16 protein-coding genes, 5 tRNA genes and 1 pseudogene are annotated in these 22067 nt (G+C 44.3%); 21 read left to right on the plus strand and 1 reads right to left on the minus strand.

Translation table 11 applies throughout. The features are described 5' to 3' along the window. The first annotated feature begins 70 nt into the window (after positions 1-70). The 21 genes from FTU91_RS06435 (at position 71) to rpoC (ending at position 21862) form a co-directional block, all read left to right on the plus strand. Positions 71-397: an H-NS family nucleoid-associated regulatory protein gene (locus tag FTU91_RS06435; protein WP_086196446.1), complete on the plus strand. Its 327-nt coding sequence runs from the start codon at positions 71-73 to the stop codon at positions 395-397. Positions 398-581: 184 nt separating this feature from the next. Continuing rightward, the gene (gene gspN / locus FTU91_RS06440) at positions 582-1325 is read left to right on the plus strand and encodes a type II secretion system protein N (RefSeq protein ID WP_180081467.1); all 744 of its coding nucleotides are present in this window, start codon (positions 582-584) and stop codon (positions 1323-1325) included. Then, on the plus strand, positions 1325-2167 hold the full coding sequence (locus tag FTU91_RS06445) for a type II secretion system protein N (protein ID WP_180081469.1): 843 nt from the start codon (positions 1325-1327) through the stop codon (positions 2165-2167). Before gspN ends, FTU91_RS06445 begins: the two co-directional genes overlap by 1 nt. Positions 2168-2210: 43 nt before the next feature. Further along, the gene (gene gspD / locus FTU91_RS06450) at positions 2211-4475 is read left to right on the plus strand and encodes a type II secretion system secretin GspD (protein WP_180081471.1); all 2265 of its coding nucleotides are present in this window, start codon (positions 2211-2213) and stop codon (positions 4473-4475) included. 69 nt (positions 4476-4544) lie between these two features. Beyond that, positions 4545-5228: an FHA domain-containing protein gene (locus FTU91_RS06455; RefSeq protein WP_180081473.1), complete on the plus strand. Its 684-nt coding sequence runs from the start codon at positions 4545-4547 to the stop codon at positions 5226-5228. A gap of 85 nt (positions 5229-5313) precedes the next feature. Next, positions 5314-5985 carry a phosphoglycolate phosphatase gene (locus tag FTU91_RS06460; RefSeq protein WP_180042022.1) on the plus strand — a complete coding sequence of 224 codons (672 nt, stop codon included), beginning with the start codon at positions 5314-5316 and terminating at the stop codon, positions 5983-5985. Positions 5986-6099: 114 nt separating this feature from the next. Further along, entirely contained in the window at positions 6100-7593 is a 1494-nt protein-coding gene (gene trpE / locus FTU91_RS06465; protein WP_166170661.1) for an anthranilate synthase component I, read from the plus strand. 98 nt (positions 7594-7691) lie between these two features. Then, a tRNA-Thr gene (locus FTU91_RS06470) sits at positions 7692-7767 on the plus strand. Positions 7768-7821: 54 nt separating this feature from the next. Beyond that, a tRNA-Tyr gene (locus FTU91_RS06475) sits at positions 7822-7905 on the plus strand. A 38-nt stretch (positions 7906-7943) separates the two neighbouring features. Then, a tRNA-Gly gene (locus FTU91_RS06480) sits at positions 7944-8019 on the plus strand. Between the two features lie 15 nt (positions 8020-8034). Then, positions 8035-8109, plus strand: a tRNA-Thr gene (locus FTU91_RS06485). A 147-nt stretch (positions 8110-8256) separates the two neighbouring features. Next, positions 8257-9447, plus strand: coding sequence for an elongation factor Tu (gene tuf / locus FTU91_RS06490; RefSeq protein WP_180081475.1), 1191 nt, complete (start codon positions 8257-8259; stop codon positions 9445-9447). 56 nt (positions 9448-9503) lie between these two features. Then, positions 9504-9579 (plus strand) — tRNA-Trp (locus tag FTU91_RS06495). A 73-nt stretch (positions 9580-9652) separates the two neighbouring features. Further along, positions 9653-10093, plus strand: coding sequence for a preprotein translocase subunit SecE (secE, locus tag FTU91_RS06500; RefSeq protein ID WP_086197256.1), 441 nt, complete (start codon positions 9653-9655; stop codon positions 10091-10093). Positions 10094-10100: 7 nt separating this feature from the next. Continuing rightward, positions 10101-10634: a transcription termination/antitermination protein NusG gene (gene nusG, locus FTU91_RS06505; protein WP_180081477.1), complete on the plus strand. Its 534-nt coding sequence runs from the start codon at positions 10101-10103 to the stop codon at positions 10632-10634. 118 nt (positions 10635-10752) lie between these two features. Further along, positions 10753-11181 carry a 50S ribosomal protein L11 gene (gene rplK, locus FTU91_RS06510; RefSeq protein ID WP_034587972.1) on the plus strand — a complete coding sequence of 143 codons (429 nt, stop codon included), beginning with the start codon at positions 10753-10755 and terminating at the stop codon, positions 11179-11181. A 3-nt stretch (positions 11182-11184) separates the two neighbouring features. Next, on the plus strand, positions 11185-11880 hold the full coding sequence (gene rplA, locus FTU91_RS06515) for a 50S ribosomal protein L1 (RefSeq protein WP_166168483.1): 696 nt from the start codon (positions 11185-11187) through the stop codon (positions 11878-11880). Positions 11881-12207: 327 nt separating this feature from the next. Next, positions 12208-12714, plus strand: a complete 507-nt coding sequence (rplJ, locus tag FTU91_RS06520) for a 50S ribosomal protein L10 (protein WP_086197253.1) — start codon at positions 12208-12210, stop codon at positions 12712-12714. Positions 12715-12762: 48 nt separating this feature from the next. Continuing rightward, positions 12763-13131, plus strand: a complete 369-nt coding sequence (gene rplL / locus FTU91_RS06525) for a 50S ribosomal protein L7/L12 (protein WP_086197252.1) — start codon at positions 12763-12765, stop codon at positions 13129-13131. Between the two features lie 304 nt (positions 13132-13435). Beyond that, the gene (rpoB, locus tag FTU91_RS06530; RefSeq protein ID WP_180081479.1) at positions 13436-17524 is read left to right on the plus strand and encodes a DNA-directed RNA polymerase subunit beta; all 4089 of its coding nucleotides are present in this window, start codon (positions 13436-13438) and stop codon (positions 17522-17524) included. 147 nt (positions 17525-17671) lie between these two features. After that, complete coding sequence (rpoC, locus tag FTU91_RS06535) at positions 17672-21862, plus strand: DNA-directed RNA polymerase subunit beta' (protein WP_086197249.1); 4191 nt, start codon at positions 17672-17674, stop codon at positions 21860-21862. Between the two features lie 85 nt (positions 21863-21947). On the opposite strand, the pseudogene FTU91_RS06540 reads toward rpoC, so the two are convergent. Beyond that, positions 21948-22067: pseudogene (locus tag FTU91_RS06540) on the minus strand (IS5/IS1182 family transposase); the annotation flags it as partial.

Consider the following 22067-nt stretch of genomic DNA (forward strand, 5'->3'; position numbering starts at 1 on the left):
TGTTGTAAATAATAAAAATATTATGAGCTAGTTTTAATTAAAAAAATATAAAGCCTTTTTTGGAGTTAATATGATGCCTGACATTAGTAATTTGTCTGTTGAAGAGTTAAAGCGTTTACAAGTTGAAGCTGAAGCATTAATTGCTTCTAAAAATGATCAGGCAGTTGAAGATGCCTATCAGCAAATTTTGGACATTGCTGATAACGTTGGTTTAAGCATTGAACAAATTTTAGAGTTTGGTGCAACCAAGCGTAAGAAAAGTACACGCAAATCTGTAGAACCACGTTATCGCAGCAAAAAGAATTCAGCAGATACTTGGACTGGTCGTGGTAAACAACCGCGCTGGTTGGTTGCAGAACTTGAAAGTGGTGCAAAATTAGAAGATTTTCTCATTTGATGGAAATATTCATCAGATAGTCATCTAATCGAATTAAATTAAAAAAACCAGGCTTTTAAGCGTGGTTTTTTTATATCTATTTTTTATCACTTGGAATTGGCGTTGAGAAAAAAGTGTGCATAATGGGGTAGAAATATAATATTCGTGTTAAGGGAAGAATAATTGACATGTGGGTCGTGGTGGGATGATTAAAAAACCCAAATATATCACTTGGTGGATTTTCTCCGTCAGTGTCTTTTTAATGTTCATATTACTCCAAATTCCAGCGGCTTGGCTGATTTCAAAATTTTATAAAAACAACCAGATTTTACAAAATGTCAGCGGTAATATTTGGCAGGGGCAAGCAGATTGGCAGAAGGGCAATTTAACCGGGTCGTTGAGTTGGAAAACACGTCCTCTGGATATTTTTTTGCTGCGTTTGGGGGCAAACATAGAGTTACATAGTGGGAATACCCAGCTCGATGCCGTTGTTGGCTATGGTTTTGGCAAAAAAATAATGGTCCATGACTTGAATGGCCAGGTTGCGCAGGAAACGCTGAAACATTTGGTGGAATGGCAGTGGCCGGTCAATGCCATTCAATTGCAGGATATCAATTTTAATTTTAAAAAAGAACAGGGTTTTGCCGGGGCTGAAGGTCAGTTGCAATGGGCGGGTGGCGAGCTGGTTTATAATTATGCCCAGCGTCAGGATCAAATGAATATTCCTTCCTTGAAAGGAAAATTGTCGGATGAAAATAATAAGCTGTTTTTTGATATCCGGGATCAGCGTGATCAAAAGCTAATGGCATTGGAACTGGATCAAAACGTGATGCTCGATCTGCGGTTGACTCAACGTCTGCTGCTGAATATCTCTTCCTATAATGGTAAAGCTGGTTTGGATACCTATGTGGTAAGTTCGCGCCAACCTTTGTTTAAAGGTGGCCTCTAATGAATCAGTGGCTAGAAAAAATTCAACAACTCAACTGGAAGCAGACAGACCGGATTGCTCCCTTATTTTTGGTCCTGCTGATTTTATATTTATGCTGGAAGTTGGCAAACATTTTTTGGCTGCTGGTGGCGCCGCCTCAGGTCATGCAGCTGGACCGTGTTGAGCTGGGTTCACAGCAGCCACAGGTACCCAATATTTCTTCATTTGCCCTGTTTCAGGAAGCAGGTAGAACAGCTGTGGCAGAAGACACGGCCAATTTGATTTTGCAAGGTGTGGTGGTCGGTCACCCCAATCAGTTTTCCTCCGCAGTCATTAAAGTCAATGATCAGGCCGATCGCTATCAGGTGGGTGAAAATATTGCCCCGACCTCTTATCAGTTGGCTGAAGTGTACTGGGATCGGGTAGTGTTGCGTCAAAGTAATGGGACTACGCGAGAACTACAATTCAAAGGTATGGAAAATGGTCTGGATCAGAGCATTATTCCGCCTGTAGCAACAAACAGCTTACCGATGAATAATCAGACCACACCGCCTATGCCCAGTCAGGAACAAAATGCTTTAGGGCAGGCGGTGCAGAAGATACAGGAAGACCGTGATCAGTATTTAAAAGATATGGGGGTCAATGCAGCGAGTGGAGGCTATGAAGTTACGGCAAGAACGCCAGCGGCATTGCGCAGTAAGCTGGGACTGCAACCAGGTGACCGGATCATGTCTTTAAATGGACAGGCTGTGGGGCAGGGGCAAAGTGATGCCCAGCTGCTGGAACAGGCTCGACGTGAAGGTCAGGTCAAAATAGAAATAAAGCGTGGTGATCAAGTGATGACCATACAACAAAATTTTTAAGTGATGCATCGTCACCTTACAGGATTAGGAAGCACGAAACTTTATGGCTTTATTTAATCATCATCGTCCAGTGTGGGCTTTATTCGCGGCTGCACCCCTGATTGCTATGGTGAGTACCTCTACTCAAGCGCAAACATGGAAAATCAACTTACGAGATGCTGATTTAACTGCATTTATTAATGAAGTAGCTGATATTACCGGGAAGAATTTTGCTGTTGATCCACGTGTGCGCGGCAATGTCACGGTCATTTCCAATAAGCCTTTAAATAAAGCCGAAGTCTACGATCTGTTTCTGGGCGTATTGAACGTGAATGGTGTGGTCGCCATTCCTTCAGGCAATACCATCAAACTGGTTCCAGATAGCAATGTTAAAAGTTCCGGTGTGCCTTTTGACAGCAAGCACCGTGCGACTGGGGACCAGATTGTGACACGGGTGATCTGGCTGGAAAACACCAACCCGAATGACCTGATTCCTGCCATCCGTCCATTGATGCCGCAATTTGCCCATTTGTCGGCAGTGGCTGGAACCAATGCACTGATTGTGTCAGACCGTGCCAGCAATATTTATCAGCTGGAAACCATTATCCGTAATCTGGATGGTACCGGACAAAATGACATTGAAGCGGTGAGCCTGCAATCTAGTCAGGCTGAAGAAATGATTGGTTTGTTGGAATCCATGAGCTCTACCGGTGCAACCAGAGATTTAAAAGGTTCCCGTATCCGTATCATTGCAGATACCCGCACCAACCGCATTGTATTGAAAGGTGACACCGCAACACGCAAACGCATCCGCCAGATGATTGAAATGCTGGATGTACCGGCAGCAGATCGTTTGGGTGGTTTAAAAGTGTTTCGCTTAAAATATGCCAGTGCCAAAAACCTGGCGGAAATTTTACAGGGCTTGGTGTCTGGTCAGTCGTTATCCGGTTCATCCAATTCAAATAGTTCATCAAACAATAATGTGATGAACAATTCAAACAATAACAATTCGGGCAGTAGCTCATCCAGCAGCAGTTCTTCCAGTATTTCGACCCCAAGTATTAATCTGGGTGCAGGATCAAACAGTAGCAATCAGAATAGCATCACCAGTTTTAATGCTAATGGCGTCAGTATTATTGCTGATGACAGCCAAAATTCATTGGTAGTGAAAGCTGATCCACAACTGATGCGTGAAATTGAATCCGCCATTCAGCAGCTGGATATCCGTCGTCAACAGGTCCTGATTGAAGCCGCCATTATTGAAGTGGAAGGCAATGATGCCGATCAGCTGGGTGTGCAGTGGGCTTTGGGTGATCTGACCAACGGCGTCGGCTTAATCAACTTTAGCAATGTCGGTGCAAGTATTGCCGAGCTTGCCGCTGGATATGTAACCAGTGGTGCGGCAGGTGCTGCGGCCAATTTGGGAACCGGTACCTCGCTGTTACTTGGCGATTACAGGGAAAGCGATAACGGTTCACGCAAACTGTATGGTGCATTGATTCAGGCCCTAAAAAGCAAAACCAAGTCCAATCTGCTCTCGACACCTTCCATTGTCACTATGGATAATGAAGAGGCTTATATTGTAGTGGGACAGAACGTGCCCTTTGTGACCGGTTCTGCAACCACGACTTCAGCAGGGTTGAATCCTTATACCACGGTAGAACGCAAGGATGTCGGTGTTACGTTAAAGGTAGTGCCGCATATTGGGGAAGGTGGTTCGGTGCGTCTTGAAGTCGAGCAGGAAGTTTCTGCGGTACAGGACAAAGGCCAAGCATCGGACTTGGTCACCAGTAAGCGTGCCATTAAAACCTCGATTCTGGCAGAACATGGACAGACTATTGTTTTGGGTGGCTTGATTTCCGACAACTCGATTCATAGCCGTCAGTCGGTACCGGGTTTGGGTGCAATACCAGGTTTGGGGCGTCTCTTCCGTGCCGATGCCAAATCCAATGAGAAGCGCAATTTGCTGGTCTTTATCCATCCCACGATTGTTGGAGATAGTAAGGATGTGCGCCGTTTGTCGCAGCAGCGTTACAGCCAGTTGTACAGCTTGCAGTTGGCCATGGATCAGGATGGTACTTTTGCCACATTACCTGAAAATGTAGAAGACATTTATCAGCAGCGCATTCCGGTTACCTCATCGGCACCGAAAGCCTCTGATTATCAAACATTGCCATCAGCAACCCAAAATCAGCCCAATACAGCCACGTTTAGTACACCGGTTGCGATAGAACCGGTAGTGCAGAAACAAAGTGTTGCTATGCCGGTGACCGAGGTTAAAAAAACCAAAAATACCGTGACCACAACCACGATTCGTTCTGGTTCTTGACAGCGTGGCTAAAGAATTGAATATTTGCCGTGATATGATGATTCAAAATCACAAAGAGAAGTGCATTTCATGACTTGGAAAATACAAGCAATTACCGGTGAATTAACGGGACAGGAAATCAGCATCGACCGTGATATGTTGGTCGGGCGCCATCAGAGTGCAGATATCGTATTGCAGGCCGGGGAAATTTCCCGTAAACATGCAGCTTTCTTGCTCAAAGACCAAGCCTTATGGCTGCAAGATTTAAACTCATCCAATGGCACCTTTGTTAATGATGTACGTATTGAACATGAAACCTTGTTAAAAGAAGGGGATATCGTTCAGTTCGCAAGCCTGAAATTTTCAGTTCTAGAACCTGCTCAAGCAATAGATGTGCCGCTTGAGATTGAACAGACCGTCGCTGCATTAAATCAGGAAGGGCCAGCAGTTAAACAGCCTGTAGAAACTGAAGTGCTAAAGACCGTAGCACAGCAAATGAATGATCAGGGCATGCCTGAACTGACCGAGCGCGATGCCAGCGTTCAGCTGAGTCGTGATGGTATGCCACAAGGGGTTGCCATCCCGAAACCTGCACCTATTCCTGAAGGTGTAGACTTGAGTACAATTCCCGAGAAGCAAATACCTATCGCGGTTGAAACACCGGTATCACGTGTAGAGCAAGTCAAGGAAGAGCAGAAAAATGCATCGGTGGGCCTAATCTCCATTGTTGTATTGATTATCCTTGCAATCATTGCCTGGTTGTTCTTTAAATAAGCCTGCACGCGACATACAATAAAGGCATGCAATCGCATGCCTTTATTGTATCTGTATGGTCGAAATCAATCATAAGAGGGAAATGATGTCTGTAGCAAAACTTGCAAGCCGTAAACTGATTTTATTTGACTTGGATGGTACCTTGGTTGACTCGGCATCAGATTTATACCGGGCCATGAACATGAGTCTCAATGTCTTGCAATTGCCGACCGTGACTGAGCAACAGGTGCGTACCTGGATCGGTAAGGGCACCTCTGTTTTTTGCCATAGCACTTTGCAATATCTTACCGGAAAGGTCGATCCTGCACAGCATCAGCAATTATTGGCGACTTTTTTAAGTATTTATAATGCAGATCCCTGTGTGGATACCCAGCCTTTTAAAGGGGTAGTTGAATTTCTTGACTGGGGTTTAAGCTGCAATAAGCAAATGATTTGTGTCACCAATAAACCCGAACAGCCGGCACGTGCGATTGTTGAAGCCTTGGGGCTGAATCATTATTTTGTCGATGTGATTGGCGGGGACCGTTTTGAAGAACGTAAACCTCATCCACGGCAGTTGCTGTTTTGTGTTGGTGAATATAATGCCACTGCGGCAGAAACGCTCATGATTGGGGACTCCAGTAATGATGTGGAAGCAGCAAGACGTGCGGGAGTTGATTGTATTGTGGTGAGCTATGGCTATAATCATGGTGAAGATATTCATGATTGCCAGCCGCAACAAGTGGTTGATGATTTAACAGAATTACTTGCGCAATAAGTGAAAATTAAGGATAGTGGAATGAGAAATTGTATGGTTTTTCGATGGCGAAACTAAGTCAGATTACAGGAAAACAAACTTAAACCAGCCATATCGAAAACATAGAGAATACTCATGACAACTCAAGCTCAATTCGAACAGTTAAAATCTGAGGGTTATAACCTGATTCCGGTTTATCGTCAGCGTTTGGCCGATACCGAAACTCCATTATCCGTATTTGCACGTCTGAAAGACCACAGTCAGGCCTATCTGTTTGAATCGGTCGAGGGAGGAGAGAACTGGGCACGTTATTCCATTATCGGTTTGGGTGAGTCCACTGTTTTTTCATGCAACCGCGGTGTATTAACCGTTCAGCAGGTGGATGGTTCTGTTGATACTCAGTCATGTAGCGACCCATTTCAGTATATCCGTGATTTTCAGGCGCAGTTCCATGTGCCGACGCAAAAAGATTTGCCTGATTTACCGAGTTTCACCGGTGGGCTGGTGGGCTATTTTGGCTATGATTCGGTACGCTATATTGAACCGCGCCTAAAAAATGTGCCTGAAGCCGATCCGGTCGGTTTGCCGGATATCTGGATGATGCTGTCTAAAACCGTCATTGTGTTTGATAACTTAAAAGACACCTTGTTCCTGATTGTACATGCAGATGCAAATGATCCCGAGGCCTATGCCAAAGCCCTGGCTCAATTGGATGAACTGGAAAATACGCTGGCAACCCCGATCAGCCTGCAAGCCAAAAAACATACCGCTCCCCATTTTGAGTCTTTAACCGGGCATGACAAGTTTATCGAGTCGATTGCCAAGGTGAAGGAATATATTAAAGCGGGCGATGTCATGCAGGTAGTGCCGGGGCATCGTATGGTCTCGGACTTCGATGGCGAGCCTTTACAGGTCTATCGTGCCTTGCGTCATCTGAATCCATCACCGTATCTGTTTCTGGTTCAAGGGCGGACTTTAGATAATCAAAAGCCATTTCATATCGTAGGATCTTCACCTGAGATTTTATCGCGTCTGGAAAATGGCATTGCGACTGTGCGTCCTTTGGCCGGGACGCGTCCACGTGGTAAAACCAAAGAAGAAGATTTGGCGCTTGAGCAAGATCTGCTTTCTGATGAAAAAGAGATTGCTGAACATTTGATGCTGATTGACCTGGGGCGTAACGATGTTGGGCGTGTGTCAAAAATCGGTAAAGTGCAGGTCACGGATAAAATGGTGATCGAACGTTATTCGCATGTCATGCATATTGTCTCGAATGTGCAGGGTGAAGTTCGCGATGATGTCGATGCGCTGGATGTGTTTAAAGCCACTTTCCCGGCAGGTACGCTTTCGGGTGCACCAAAAATCCGTGCCATGGAAATTATTGACGAAGTCGAGCCGGTCAAACGCGGAATTTTTGGAGGGGCTGTGGGTTATTTAGGCTGGCATGGTGAAATGGACATGTCGATTGCCATTCGAACCTGTGTGATTCGTGAAAATAAGGTCTATGTTCAGGCTGGCGCAGGTCTGGTTTATGACTCAAATCCTGAATCTGAGTGGAATGAAACCCAAATAAAAGCTCGCGCAGTGATCAAAGCGGTTGAATTATCATCAAACGGATTGATTTTATGAGTTTTTGACGGTTTTTTTGAAAAAAACACTTGCACGGATTCTAAGTTTTGCTAAACTGCACACCGTTCCGATACGAAACGTACGAAACACTAAGAAACGCCGGCATAGCTCAGTTGGTAGAGCAACTGACTTGTAATCAGTAGGTCCACAGTTCGAATCCGTGTGCCGGCACCATCTTAGAGGTTTGAGTAGTGGGGTAAAAGAACAACACTGAAGTAAGTGTAAAATGGTGAGATTCCCGAGCGGTCAAAGGGAACAGACTGTAACTCTGTCGCGTAAGCTTCGAAGGTTCGAATCCTTCTCTCACCACCAATTTTAAGACTTCGATAAGTGGTTTATACCAACATCGTGCGGGAGTAGCTCAGTTGGTAGAGCGGTAGCCTTCCAAGCTACATGTCGCGAGTTCGACCCTCGTCTCCCGCTCCATTGAAGTTTTTATTTGCTCTTATAGCTCAGTGGTAGAGCACTCCCTTGGTAAGGGAGAGGTCTCGAGTTCAAATCTCGATAAGAGCTCCAGATACAGTTTGGCAACTTTGTTGCAAAGATTTTAAAAAGCAGGCTTATTAGTCTGCTTTTCAAGTATTGGGTGTTTGATTTTTTAAACGACATGTCGGAGCTGGGTTTTACTCAGGATTGTGTTCGACGTAAACGAGGAAGATGAACATGGCTAAGGCTAAGTTTGAACGTAACAAGCCACACGTAAACGTGGGCACAATTGGTCACGTCGACCATGGTAAAACTACTTTAACTGCTGCGATTGCAACTATTTGTGCAAAAACTTACGGCGGTGAAGCGAAAGATTACGCAGCAATTGACTCTGCACCAGAAGAAAAAGCACGTGGTATTACCATTAATACTTCACACGTAGAATACGATTCTCCGGTTCGTCACTACGCTCACGTAGACTGCCCAGGACACGCCGATTATGTTAAAAACATGATCACTGGTGCTGCTCAGATGGACGGTGCGATCCTTGTATGTGCTGCGACTGACGGTCCTATGCCACAAACTCGTGAACACATCCTTTTGTCTCGCCAAGTAGGTGTACCTTACATCCTTGTGTTCCTGAACAAATGTGACCTTGTAGACGACGAAGAGTTGCTTGAACTGGTTGAAATGGAAGTTCGTGAACTTCTTTCTACTTATGACTTCCCTGGTGATGACACTCCTGTTATCCGTGGTTCAGCTTTGGCTGCGCTTAACGGTGACGCTGGTCAATATGGCGAATCTTCAGTTCTTGCTCTTGTTGAAGCGCTTGACACTTATATCCCAGAACCAGAACGTGCAATCGACAAAGCATTCTTGATGCCAATCGAAGACGTATTCTCAATTTCTGGTCGTGGTACAGTAGTAACTGGCCGTGTTGAATCAGGTATCGTGAAAGTAGGCGAAGAAGTTGAAATCGTAGGTATCAAAGATACAGTTAAGACAACTGTAACTGGCGTAGAAATGTTCCGTAAATTGCTTGACGAAGGTCGTGCAGGCGAGAACTGTGGTGTTCTTCTACGTGGTACTAAACGTGAAGAAGTTCAACGTGGTCAAGTACTTGCTAAACCAGGTACAATCAAGCCGCACACTAAATTCGATGCAGAAGTATACGTACTTTCTAAAGAAGAAGGTGGTCGTCACACTCCATTCCTTAACGGTTACCGTCCACAGTTCTATTTCCGTACAACTGACGTAACTGGCGCGATTTCTTTGAAAGAAGGCGTTGAAATGGTTATGCCTGGTGACAACGTAGAAATGTCAGTAGAATTGATTCACCCAATCGCAATGGACCCAGGTCTACGTTTTGCGATCCGTGAAGGTGGTCGTACAGTTGGTGCTGGTGTTGTTGCTAAAGTAACTGCATAATAGCAACCATAAGTTGAAATTACAGATCGGGGACTTTAGTTCCCGATTTGTACTGTAGGTCAGTAGTTCAATTGGTAGAGCGTCGGTCTCCAAAACCGAATGTTGGGGGTTCGAGTCCCTCCTGGCCTGCCATTTTTTTAAAAAAAAGCTTGATGCTGGTTAAATTGTCATATAATAAGTCGCGAAGCCTACGACGAGTACAAAAATGTCGAATGATAAATCGCGTGACGCATTAAGCGAAGCGCCAATTCCACAAAGAAATAATTCTGCTGAAGTTGTTAATTCTGGTTCCCCTTTAGATATTGTTCTATGGGTTATCGCATTGATTTTGTTAATCGGTGCAGCCATAGGGGGGCAGTATTTGCCAGCGTATTGGGCACCAGCCAATAGTGTTTGGGTGCGCGTTGGAATAATTTTGGCTTGTATCGTAGTGGCTTTAGGTTTATTATACGCCACCCATCAAGGCAAAGGCTTTGTTCGTTTGTTGAAAGACGCTCGAATTGAGCTGCGTCGTGTGACTTGGCCGACTAAGCAGGAAACGGTATCCACATCTTGGCATGTTCTTGCTGTTGTTGTAATCGCTGCCATTGTTTTATGGTGTTTTGATTACATCTTGGGCTGGTTAATGAAGTTTTTTATCGGGTAAAAGAGCTATGAAACGTTGGTACATTATTCATGCCTATTCAGGTTATGAAAAACAAGTGATGCGTTCACTTAATGATCGAATCCAGCGTAGCGCTGTAGCCGATAGCTTTGGTGAAGTCCTGGTTCCTACCGAAGAAGTGGTAGAGATGAAGGATGGTAAGAAGCGTAAATCAGAGCGTAAATTCTTTCCTGGCTACGTATTAGTCGAAATGGAAATGAATGATGATACCTGGCACATCGTTAAAGAATGTCCAAAAGTATTGGGTTTCATTGGTGGTACAGCAGAGAAACCTGCACCAATTACGCAAAAAGAAGCTGATGCGATTCTTGCGCGTGTACACAATACTGGTGAAGCACCTCGTCCTAAGACGATGTTTGAGCCAGGCGAAGAATTACTCGTTATTGATGGTCCATTTACCGACTTTAAAGGTGTGGTGGAAGAAGTTCTTTACGAGAAGTCACGTTTGACGTTGACAATCAATGTATTCAATCGTCCAACTCAGGTTGAGCTCGAATTTCGTCAAGTCGAAAAAGCGAACTGATTTAAGTTGGATTGAAAACGCCCGATTTGTTATGGATCGGGCATTGTTGTTGTAACAGTATTGTTACATAAATAGCGTTGGGGAGCCTGGCGGCGTTTGTACCCAGAGGTAATTTGAAATGGCTAAGAAGATTGACGGCTATATCAAGCTGCAAGTTCCAGCTGGTAAAGCGAATCCATCTCCACCGATTGGTCCTGCACTAGGTCAACGTGGTGTTAACATCATGGCATTCTGTAAAGAATTCAATGCTGCTACACAAAAAGTTGAACCAGGTCTTCCAATTCCTGTAGTGATTACTGTGTACAACGACAAGTCGTTCACATTTATCATGAAAACTCCACCTGCTGCTATTCTTCTTAAGAAAGCTGCTGGTATTCAAAAGGGTTCAGCTGTACCTAACAAAACTAAAGTTGGTAAGTTGACTCGTGCTCAGTTAGAAGAAATTGCGACTACTAAAGAACCAGATTTAACTGGTGCTGATTTAGACGCACGTGTACGTACCATTGCTGGTTCTGCGCGTTCTATGGGCTTGGAAGTGGAGCTATAAGACATGGCTAAATTAACTAAACGTCAAAAAGCCATTGCTGCTGCTGTAGAAGCAAACAAAGTTTACACTTTGGAAGAAGCAGTACAAGTTTTAACTAGCCTTCCTGCTGCTAAATTCAAAGAATCTTTGGATGTATCAGTAAATCTAGGTGTTGACCCACGTAAATCTGACCAGGTTGTTCGTGGCGCGACTACACTTCCTGCAGGTACTGGTAAAACTGTACGTGTTGCTGTGTTTGCTCAAGGTGCTGCTGCTGAAGCTGCTAAAGCTGAAGGCGCAGACATCGTTGGTTTTGATGATCTTGCTGAAAGCATTCAAGCGGGTAACCTTGATTTCGACGTAGTAATTGCTGCTCCAGATGCAATGCGCGTTGTAGGTAAACTTGGTACGATTCTTGGTCCACGTGGCTTAATGCCAAACCCTAAAGTGGGTACAGTAACTCCTGACGTAGCTGGCGCTGTTAAAAACGCTAAAGCTGGTCAAGCACGTTACCGTGTAGACAAAGCGGGTATCATCCACGCTGCGATCGGTCAAGTTGGCTTTGAAGCTGCTGCTGTTCGTCAAAACGTTGAAGCTCTTGTAGCTGACCTTAAGAAAGCAAAACCTGCGACTTCTAAAGGTGTTTACATCAAAAAGATCACTTTAAGCTCAACTATGGGTCCTGGTCTTACTATTGATGTAGCAAACGTATCTAACTAAGTTTGACTTAGAAAAGAATTTTAAAGCCCTGAAGATGTCTCCTTCTCCCTCTGGGAGAAGGTCGGGAAGAGGGTTAAACCTCTCCCTAGTCCTCTCCTATAAGGAGAGGGGATAATTTAGGCAAACTTTGAATTGATAAATGTAAATTTGTCAGCGTCAAAGACCTCGGGCGAGGAGAGTTCTTTGGAACTCACTTCTTAAAAGCCCAGTCCGAGTAGACGCGGTGGTGTGATTTGTTCATCCTCCGCGTGTAAGTCCAGTGATGGCCTTACGAATTGGGAGTGTACTTCTTTGTAAGTGCATAAATCACCGTTAGGAGGTTTTACAATGGCTCTTCTTATCGAAGGCAAAAAACAGATCGTAGCTGAAGTAGCTGAAGTTGCTTCTACTGCATTTGCTGCTGTTGTTGCTGACTACCAAGGTTTAACTGTTGAGCAATTAACTGCTCTTCGTGTTGAAGCTCGTAAACTAGGTGTTGCTACACGTGTTGTGCGTAATACTTTAGCTAAACGTGCTCTTCAAGATACTCAATTCAATATCTTGAATGACAACCTTGTTGGCCCAACAATCTTAGCTTTCTCAACTTCTGAAGACGACATGGGCGCAGCTGCTCGCTTGTTTGAAGAATTTGCTAAAACTAACAAAGCATTTGAACTTAAAGCTGCTGCATTTGACGGCAAGGTTTATCAAGGTGCTGAAGTTAGCGTTATCGCAAACCTTCCAAACCAAGAAAAAGCGCTTACTATGCTTGCAAACGTTCTTCAAGCTCCTATTTCGAAATTGGGTCGCCTTATTACTGCGCTCAAAGAGAAAAACGAGTCAGAAGCTGCATAAGCTTAAATTTACTTTCACACCATTCAATCCCCATTTGGAGTTATTCTCATGGCTTTAACTAACGAAGAAATCTTAAACGCAGTTGCTGAAAAAACTGTTCTTGAACTTGTTGAACTTATCTCTGCTTTTGAAGAAAAATTCAACGTATCTGCTGCTGCTGTAGCTGTTGCTGCTGGTCCTGCTGCTGGTGCTGCTGTTGAAGAACAAACTGAATTTAACGTTGAGTTGACTTCTTTCGGTGCTAACAAAGTAGCTGTAATTAAAGCAGTTCGTGAAATCACTGGTCTTGGCTTGAAAGAAGCTAAAGACATGGTTGAAGGCGCTCCTTCAGTTCTTAAAGAAGGCGTTTCTAAAGAAGAAGCTGAAGAACTTAAGAAAAAACTTGAAGAAACTGGTGCTACAGTTACTGTTAAGTAATTTCGATCGGGGTCTAATTTTAAATTGACCCCAAAAATTGGCTGATGGCTCTTGGGTCATCAGCCTTTTTGCGTTACAATTATCGGCTCGATTTTTGTTTGATTGGTGTAAAAAAGCATCAATTATTATAATAATCAATAATATCAAACGTTTACCAATATTTTTTATATTTGAAAATATTGCTAAGCGTTTTAATACCACTAAAAATTGCAGCATTTGTAAAAAGTGGTGGCCATATCGGCCTGTGTAATTCCTTCTAGGTCCGTTCTGCAGGCGGACTTAGTTTACTTTCCGAGGACTCCAGATGGCATACTCATATACCGAAAAGAAACGGATCCGTAAGAATTTTGGTAAATTGCCTAGCGTCATGGATGCTCCGTACTTGCTCGCGATTCAGGTCGACTCGTACCGAACATTCTTACAAGATGGCAAAACACCAAAAAACCGCGAAGATATCGGTCTCCAAGCCGCATTTCGTTCAGTTTTTCCTATTGAAAGTTATTCTGGCAATGCTGCTTTAGAATTTGTTGAGTATAGTCTTGGTAAGCCTGAGTTTGACGTGCGTGAATGTATTTTACGTGGTTCAACTTATGCAGCACCAATGCGTGTAAAAATTCGTTTGATCTTAAAAGATCGCGAAACCAAATCAATTAAAGACGTACGTGAACAAGAAGTGTACATGGGTGAAATGCCACTCATGACAGAAAACGGTACTTTTGTCATCAATGGTACTGAGCGTGTAATCGTATCTCAATTACACCGTTCACCAGGCGTGTTCTTTGACCACGATAAAGGCAAAACACATTCTAGCGGTAAAGTTCTTTATTCTGCACGTATCATTCCTTACCGTGGTTCATGGCTGGATTTCGAATTCGATGCTAAAGACCTTGTATATGTTCGTATTGACCGTCGTCGTAAATTGCTTGCGACTGTGGTTCTTCGTGCTTTGGGTTATAGCAACGAACAAATCCTGGATATGTTCTACGAAAAAGTACCTGTGTATCTTGACATGGGTAGCTACCAGATTGACCTGGTTCCAGAGCGTCTTCGTGGCGAAATGGCGCAATTCGACATTGCTGACAATGACGGTAAAGTGATTGTAGAGCAAGGTAAACGTATCAATGCGCGTCACGTACGTCAGATGGAAGCTGCTGGTTTAGAAAAACTTTCTGTTCCGGATGAATACTTGTACGAACGTATTGTTGCTGAAGATGTTGCTTTACGTGACGGTGAAGTGATTGCAGCCAATACGGTATTGAGCCATGAGATCATGGTGAAATTGGCTGAAGGTGGCGTAAAACAATTTAACGTATTGTTCACGAATGATATCGATCGCGGTTCATTCATTGCTGACTCTTTACGTGCTGATACAACTACTGGTCGTGAAGAAGCACTGGTAGAAATCTACAAAGTGATGCGTCCAGGCGAGCCACCAACAAAAGAAGCTGCTGAGAACCTGTTCAACAACCTGTTCTTCTCTTCTGAACGTTATGACTTGTCTCCGGTCGGTCGTATGAAGTTCAACCGTCGTTTGGGTCGTCCTTACGAAGTCGGTACTGATCAGAAGTCTCGTGAAGTTGAAGGTATTCTTTCAAACGAAGACATCACTGATGTATTAAAAACATTGGTTGAAATTCGTAACGGTAAAGGTGAAGTCGACGATATTGACCATTTAGGTAACCGTCGTGTTCGTTCTGTTGGTGAAATGACAGAAAACCAGTTCCGTGTTGGTCTTGTTCGTGTTGAACGTGCTGTTAAAGAACGTTTAAGCCAAGCTGAAACTGACAACTTGTCTCCGCAAGATTTAATCAATGCGAAACCAGTTGCTGCTGCAATCAAAGAATTCTTTGGTTCAAGTCAGTTGTCTCAGTTCATGGACCAAAACAACCCGTTGTCTGAAATTACACACAAACGTCGTGTATCAGCGCTTGGGCCTGGTGGTTTGACACGTGAACGTGCGGGCTTCGAAGTACGTGACGTACATCAAACTCACTATGGTCGTGTGTGTCCAATTGAGACTCCTGAGGGTCCAAACATTGGTTTGATTAACTCACTTTCTGTTTATGCGAAATGTAATAACTTCGGTTTCCTGGAAACTCCATACCGTAAAGTTGTAGATGGTCGTGTAACAGATGACGTTGAATATCTTTCTGCAATTGAAGAAGTAGGTACTGTCATTGCACAGGCCGATTCTGCAATTGATAAAGAAGGTAACCTGACTGAAGAATTCGTTTCTGTACGTCACCAAGGTGATTTCGTACGTATGCCTCCTGAAAAAGTGACGCATATGGATGTATCTGCTCAACAGGTTGTATCTGTTGCTGCATCACTTATTCCATTCCTTGAACACGATGATGCGAACCGTGCATTGATGGGTTCAAACATGCAACGTCAGGCAGTACCTACGTTGATCGCCGACAAGCCGCTTGTTGGTACTGGTATGGAAGCAAACGTAGCGCACGACTCAGGTGTATGTGTACTTGCGAAACGTGGTGGTCGTATTGAATTTGTAGACGCGTCTCGTGTGGTAATTCGTGTCAACGAAGAAGAGATGATCGCAGGTGAAGCAGGTGTAGATATTTACAACCTGATCAAATATACACGTTCGAACCAGAACACTTGTATCAACCAGAAAGTTCTTGTGAAACTTGGTGATAAAGTTGGTCGTGGTGACGTTCTTGCGGATGGTCCATCTACGGATGGCGGTGAATTGGCGCTTGGTCAAAACATGCGCGTAGCGTTCATGACCTGGAACGGTTACAACTACGAAGACTCGATCTTGTTATCTGAGCGTGTTCTTCAAGAAGACCGTTTAACGTCGATTCATATTCAAGAATTGTCATGTGTTGCACGTGATACCAAGTTAGGTGCAGAAGAAATTACTGCTGATATTCCTAACGTTGGCGAAGCTGCACTGTCTAAACTGGACGAGTCAGGTATTGTTTACATCGGTGCTGAAGTAACAGCGGGTGACATCCTGGTTGGTAAAGTAACACCGAAAGGTGAAACGCAGTTGACGCCTGAAGAAAAATTGCTTCGTGCAATCTTCGGTGAAAAAGCAGCTGACGTTAAAGACTCTTCTTTACGTGTGTCTTCAGGTGTGAAAGGTACAGTGATTGACGTTCAAGTGTTTACACGTGACGGTCTTGAAAAAGACGAACGTGCTCAAGCCATTGAAAAAGCTCAATTGGATGCTTACCGTAAAGACTTGAAAGAAGAATTCAAAATCTTCGAAGAAGCAGCACGTGAACGTATTGTTCGCCTGTTGAAAGGTCAAGAATCGAATGGTGGTGGTACCACTAAACGCGGTGACAAGCTTACTGAAGAATTGTTATCTGGTTTAGAGCTTGTTGACTTACTGGATATCCAGCCAAGTGATGAAGCAATTGCTGAGCGTTTAACTCAAATCCAAGTGTTCTTGAAAGAGAAGAGCCAAGAGATTGACGAGAAATTTGCAGAGAAAAAACGCAAACTTTCTACGGGTGATGAACTGACTACTGGCGTATTGAAAGTGGTTAAGGTTTACCTCGCAGTTAAACGTCGCATCCAGCCGGGTGATAAGATGGCCGGTCGTCACGGTAACAAGGGTGTTGTATCGAACATCTTGCCTGTAGAAGACATGCCGCACGATGCCAACGGTGTTCCTGTGGATGTGGTACTTAACCCGCTGGGTGTACCATCACGTATGAACGTGGGGCAGATTCTGGAAACTCACTTGGGTATGGCAGCGAAAGGTCTTGGTGATCAAATCGACAAGATGTTGAAAGAGCAACGCACTGTACTTGAGCTTCGTGACTTCTTAGACAAGATTTACAACAAAGTTGGCGGTCAGCAAGAAGATCTTGACAGCTTGACTGATGATGAAATCTTGGCATTATCTGGTAATTTGCGTGCTGGTATTCCTTTAGCAACACCTGTATTCGATGGTGCTGAAGAATCGCAAATCAAAGAATTGCTTGAACTTGGTGGCATTTCACGTACGGGTCAAACGGTATTGTATGATGGCCGTACCGGTGAACGTTTTGACCGTCCAGTAACTGTAGGTTACATGTACATGCTGAAACTGAACCACTTGGTTGATGACAAGATGCATGCGCGTTCTACAGGTTCTTACTCTCTAGTAACGCAACAACCATTGGGTGGTAAAGCCCAGTTCGGTGGTCAGCGTTTCGGTGAGATGGAAGTCTGGGCACTGGAAGCATACGGTGCAGCTTATACGCTCCAAGAAATGCTTACTGTGAAATCGGATGACGTTGAAGGTCGTACTCGTATCTATAAGAACATTGTAGATGGTAACCATTACATGGACCCAGGTATGCCTGAATCGTTCAACGTATTGACCAAAGAGATCCGTTCTTTAGGTATCAACATTGAACTGAAAAATGGTGACTAATTAAATCCCCCTGACCCCCTTTTTCAAAGGGGGAAAGTTCCCCTCTTTATCAAAGAGGGGCTAGGGGAGATTCCAAATTTCAGTTAAAAAACAATATTTGTGACCCAGTTGTGAAGTGAAAATCTCCACAACACACGGAGAAAAAAATTGAAAGACTTGCTCGATATCATGCGCAAAAAGACGGATTCTGATGGTCATGCTCCAGTAGAGTTTGATCGCATCCGTATTGGTCTTGCGTCACCAGAAATGATTAAGTCATGGTCTCATGGTGAAGTTAAAAAGCCAGAGACAATTAACTACCGTACCTTCAAACCTGAACGTGACGGTTTGTTCTGTGCCAAAATCTTTGGTCCGGTAAAAGATTACGAATGCTTGTGTGGTAAATACAAGCGTATGAAATACAAAGGCGTCATTTGTGAAAAATGTGGCGTTGAAGTAACAACTGCGAAAGTTCGTCGTGAGCGTATGGGTCACATCGAATTGGCTTCTCCAGTTGCGCACATCTGGTTCTTGAAATCATTACCGTCTCGTATCGGTCTTCTTCTAGACATGACTTTACGTGACATCGAACGCGTATTGTATTTCGAATCTTACGTGGTCACTGACCCAGGTATGACTCCAATGGAGAAATACCAACTTCTGAACGATGAAGAATACTTCACGGCGTTAGAAGAGCACGGTGATGAATTCACTGCAAAAATGGGTGCAGAAGCTGTTCAGGACCTGTTGAAAGACATCGATCTTGAAGCTGAAATTTCACGTCTTCGCGAAGAAATTCCTAACACAACTTCAGAAACCAAGCTGAAAAAAGCGTCTAAACGCTTGAAGTTGATGGAAGCGTTCAAAGAGTCAAACAACAAGCCAGAATGGATGGTATTAACTGTATTGCCAGTTCTTCCACCAGACCTTCGTCCGTTGGTTCCGCTTGAAGGTGGACGTTTCGCGACTTCTGATTTGAACGATCTTTACCGTCGTGTGATTAACCGTAACAACCGTTTAAAACGTCTTCTTGACCTTGCTGCTCCAGACATTATCGTACGTAACGAAAAACGTATGCTGCAAGAGTCTGTAGATGCATTGCTTGATAACGGTCGTCGTGGTCGTGCAATTACCGGTTCGAACAAACGTCCGCTTAAATCTTTGGCTGATATGATCAAAGGTAAGCAAGGTCGTTTCCGTCAAAACTTACTTGGTAAGCGTGTCGATTACTCTGGTCGTTCGGTTATTACTGTAGGTCCAACTTTACGTTTGCACCAATGTGGTCTTCCGAAGAAAATGGCACTTGAATTATTCAAGCCATTCATTTTCGCAAAACTGCAAGCTTCTGGCCAAGCAACAACCATTAAAGCTGCGAAGAAAATGGTTGAGCGCGAAACTCCAGAAGTTTGGGACGTTCTTGCTCACGTGATCCGTCAACATCCAGTGATGTTGAACCGTGCGCCTACACTTCACCGTTTGGGTCTTCAAGCATTTGAACCAACCCTGATTGAAGGTAAAGCGATCCGTCTACACCCACTCGTATGTGCTGCGTTCAACGCCGACTTCGACGGTGACCAAATGGCGGTACACGTACCATTAACACTTGAAGCTCAGTTAGAAGCTCGTGCGTTAATGATGTCGACCAACAACATCTTGTCTCCAGCGAACGGTGAACCAATCATCGTACCTTCTCAGGACGTGGTCTTGGGTTTGTATTACATCACGCGTGATGCAATCAATGCCAAAGGTGAAGGCATGGTGTTCGCGGATACTGACGAAGTAAACCGTGCACTTGCAACAGGTCAGGTAGATTTACACGCTCGCGTTAAAGCACGTGTACACCAGACTGTGATTGACGAAGATGGAAACCGTGAACAGCAAACCATTATTGTTGACACGACTCCAGGCCGTTGTCTGCTTTGGGAAGTTGTTCCTGAAGGTATGGACTTCCAGCAAATCAACGTTGAGATGACTAAAAAGAACATCTCCAAGTTAATTAACTCTTGCTACCGTAAATTGGGTCTGAAAGATACCGTTATCTTTGCTGACCAATTGATGTACCTGGGCTTCCGTCAAGCGACTCGTTCTGGTGTATCTGTTGGTATGGAAGACATGCTCATTCCACCAGCGAAATACTCGATCATCGAAAAAGCAGAAGTTGAAGTTCGTGAAATCGAACAACAATTCGAACAAGGTTTCGTAACTGCCGGTGAACGTTATAACAAGGTAGTCGATATCTGGGCGCGTACCAATGACCAGGTAGCGAAAGCGATGATGGATAACTTGTCTTTCACGACTGTTAAGAACAAACAGGGTGAAGATGAGAAACAGAAATCATTCAACAGTATCTACATGATGTCTGACTCGGGTGCCCGTGGTTCGGCAGCTCAGATTCGTCAGTTGGCGGGTATGCGTGGTTTGATGGCGAAACCGGATGGTTCGATCATTGAAACCCCAATTAAAGCAAACTTCCGTGAAGGTTTGACAGTACTTCAGTACTTCATTTCAACACATGGTGCGCGTAAAGGTTTGGCCGATACAGCACTTAAAACAGCAAACTCTGGTTACTTGACTCGTCGTCTGGTAGACGTAGCGCAGGATTTGGTTATTACCGAGCCGGATTGTGGTACTTATGGCGGTCTGGTCATGACGCCATTCATTCAAGGTGGCGATGTCATCGAGAATCTGGGTGCTCGAGTATTGGGTCGTGTTGTTGCTGAAGACGTGAAACGTGCTGGTTCTGACGAAGTCATTCTTCCACGTAACACTTTAATTGACGAAAAAATTGCTGCCTTCCTTGAAGAAGCAGGTGTCGATGAAGTTAAAGTACGTTCAGTTGTAAACTGTGAATCTACATTTGGCGTATGTGCGAAGTGTTATGGTCGTGACCTTGCTCGCGGTCACTTGGTTAACCCAGGTGAATCTGTGGGTGTAATGGCTGCTCAATCAATTGGTGAGCCAGGTACACAGTTAACCATGCGTACGTTCCACGTGGGTGGTGCTGCGAGCCGAACTTCTGCTGCAAACAGCGTACAAGTTCGTAACAAAGGTACAGTACGTTTCCACAACGTGAAAACAGTACAACATGCCAAAGGTCACTTGGTATCGACTTCACGTTCAGGTGAGATCGGTATTGCGGATGATTTAGGTCGTGAACGTGAACGCTATAAACTTCCTTACGGTGCATCTATCTTGCTGAAAGATGGTGAAGCTGTTGAAGCAGGCGGTATCGTAGCGACTTGGGATCCACATACACATCCATTGGTTACAGAAGTTGCCGGTAAAGTACGTTTCAGCCAAATTGCTGATGGCGTAACAGTGACATCGAAAACTGATGATGCAACAGGTATGACCACGATTGAAATCTTGCCAGTGACTTCACGTCCTGCGTCAGGTAAAGATTTGCGTCCAGCGGTTGTATTGGATACCACTGATGGTGGCGAACAGTTCTACTTCTTGCCACAAAATACCATTCTTTCTGTCCGTGATGGCGAAACGATTGGTGTCGGTGACGTTATTGGTCGTGTACCACAAGAAACTTCACGTACCCGTGATATTACCGGTGGTCTGCCACGCGTAGCTGACTTGTTCGAAGCACGTAAACCGAAAGAGCATGCAATTCTTGCTGAAATTTCTGGTGTTGTAAGCTTCGGTAAAGAGACTAAAGGCAAGAACCGTCTTGTGATTACTCCGGATGATGGCTCTGAGATTTACGAAGAGCTTATTCCGAAATGGCGTACCATCAACGTGTTCGAAGGCGAACATGTGAACCGTGGTGAAACCATTTCTGATGGTCCGCAAAACCCGCATGACATCTTGCGCTTGAAAGGCGAAGTGGCATTGACCAACTACATCGTGAACGAAGTTCAGGACGTATACCGTCTGCAAGGTGTAAAAATCAACGATAAACACATCGAAGTGATCGTGCGTCAAATGTTGCGTAAAGTTGACATTACTGACGGTGGCGATACAAGCTTCATCAAAGGCGAACAAGTGGATTACATCCGTGTTATGAGTGAGAACCAAGCTGTTCTTGCACAGAACAAGTTCCCGGCGAAATTTGAACGTCAATTGATGGGTATTACCAAAGCATCGCTTTCTACTGACTCGTTCATCTCTGCTGCATCGTTCCAGGAAACAACACGCGTGTTAACTGAAGCGGCTGTAACAGGTAAAGAAGATGACCTACGTGGCTTGAAAGAAAACGTTGTTGTGGGTCGCTTGATTCCAGCGGGTACTGGTCTTGCGTACCACTTGGAACGTCGTCGTCAAGAAGCAGAAGCAGCAGAACATGCGCTGGTTAATGACTTCTCTGATGTAGACCAAGCATTAAGCCAAGCATTTAACCAAGAATTCTAATTCGACGTTAAATGACTCAAAAAGACGCCTTCGGGCGTCTTTTTTTATGCCTTTGTTTTTGAGATCATATTGGGGATTTTAGAACCTATCCAGAATATTTTCTATGCAAAAGTAGCCTTAAAAAGGCTAAATTAATGAACTGAAGGCTCGTATTTAGGTGCTTTTCACAGTTTTTCCAGAGCCTTCTGCATTTTTCTAACCAAGC

This window comes from Acinetobacter sp. YH12201 (genome assembly GCF_013418145.1).
Lineage (GTDB): Bacteria > Pseudomonadota > Gammaproteobacteria > Pseudomonadales > Moraxellaceae > Acinetobacter.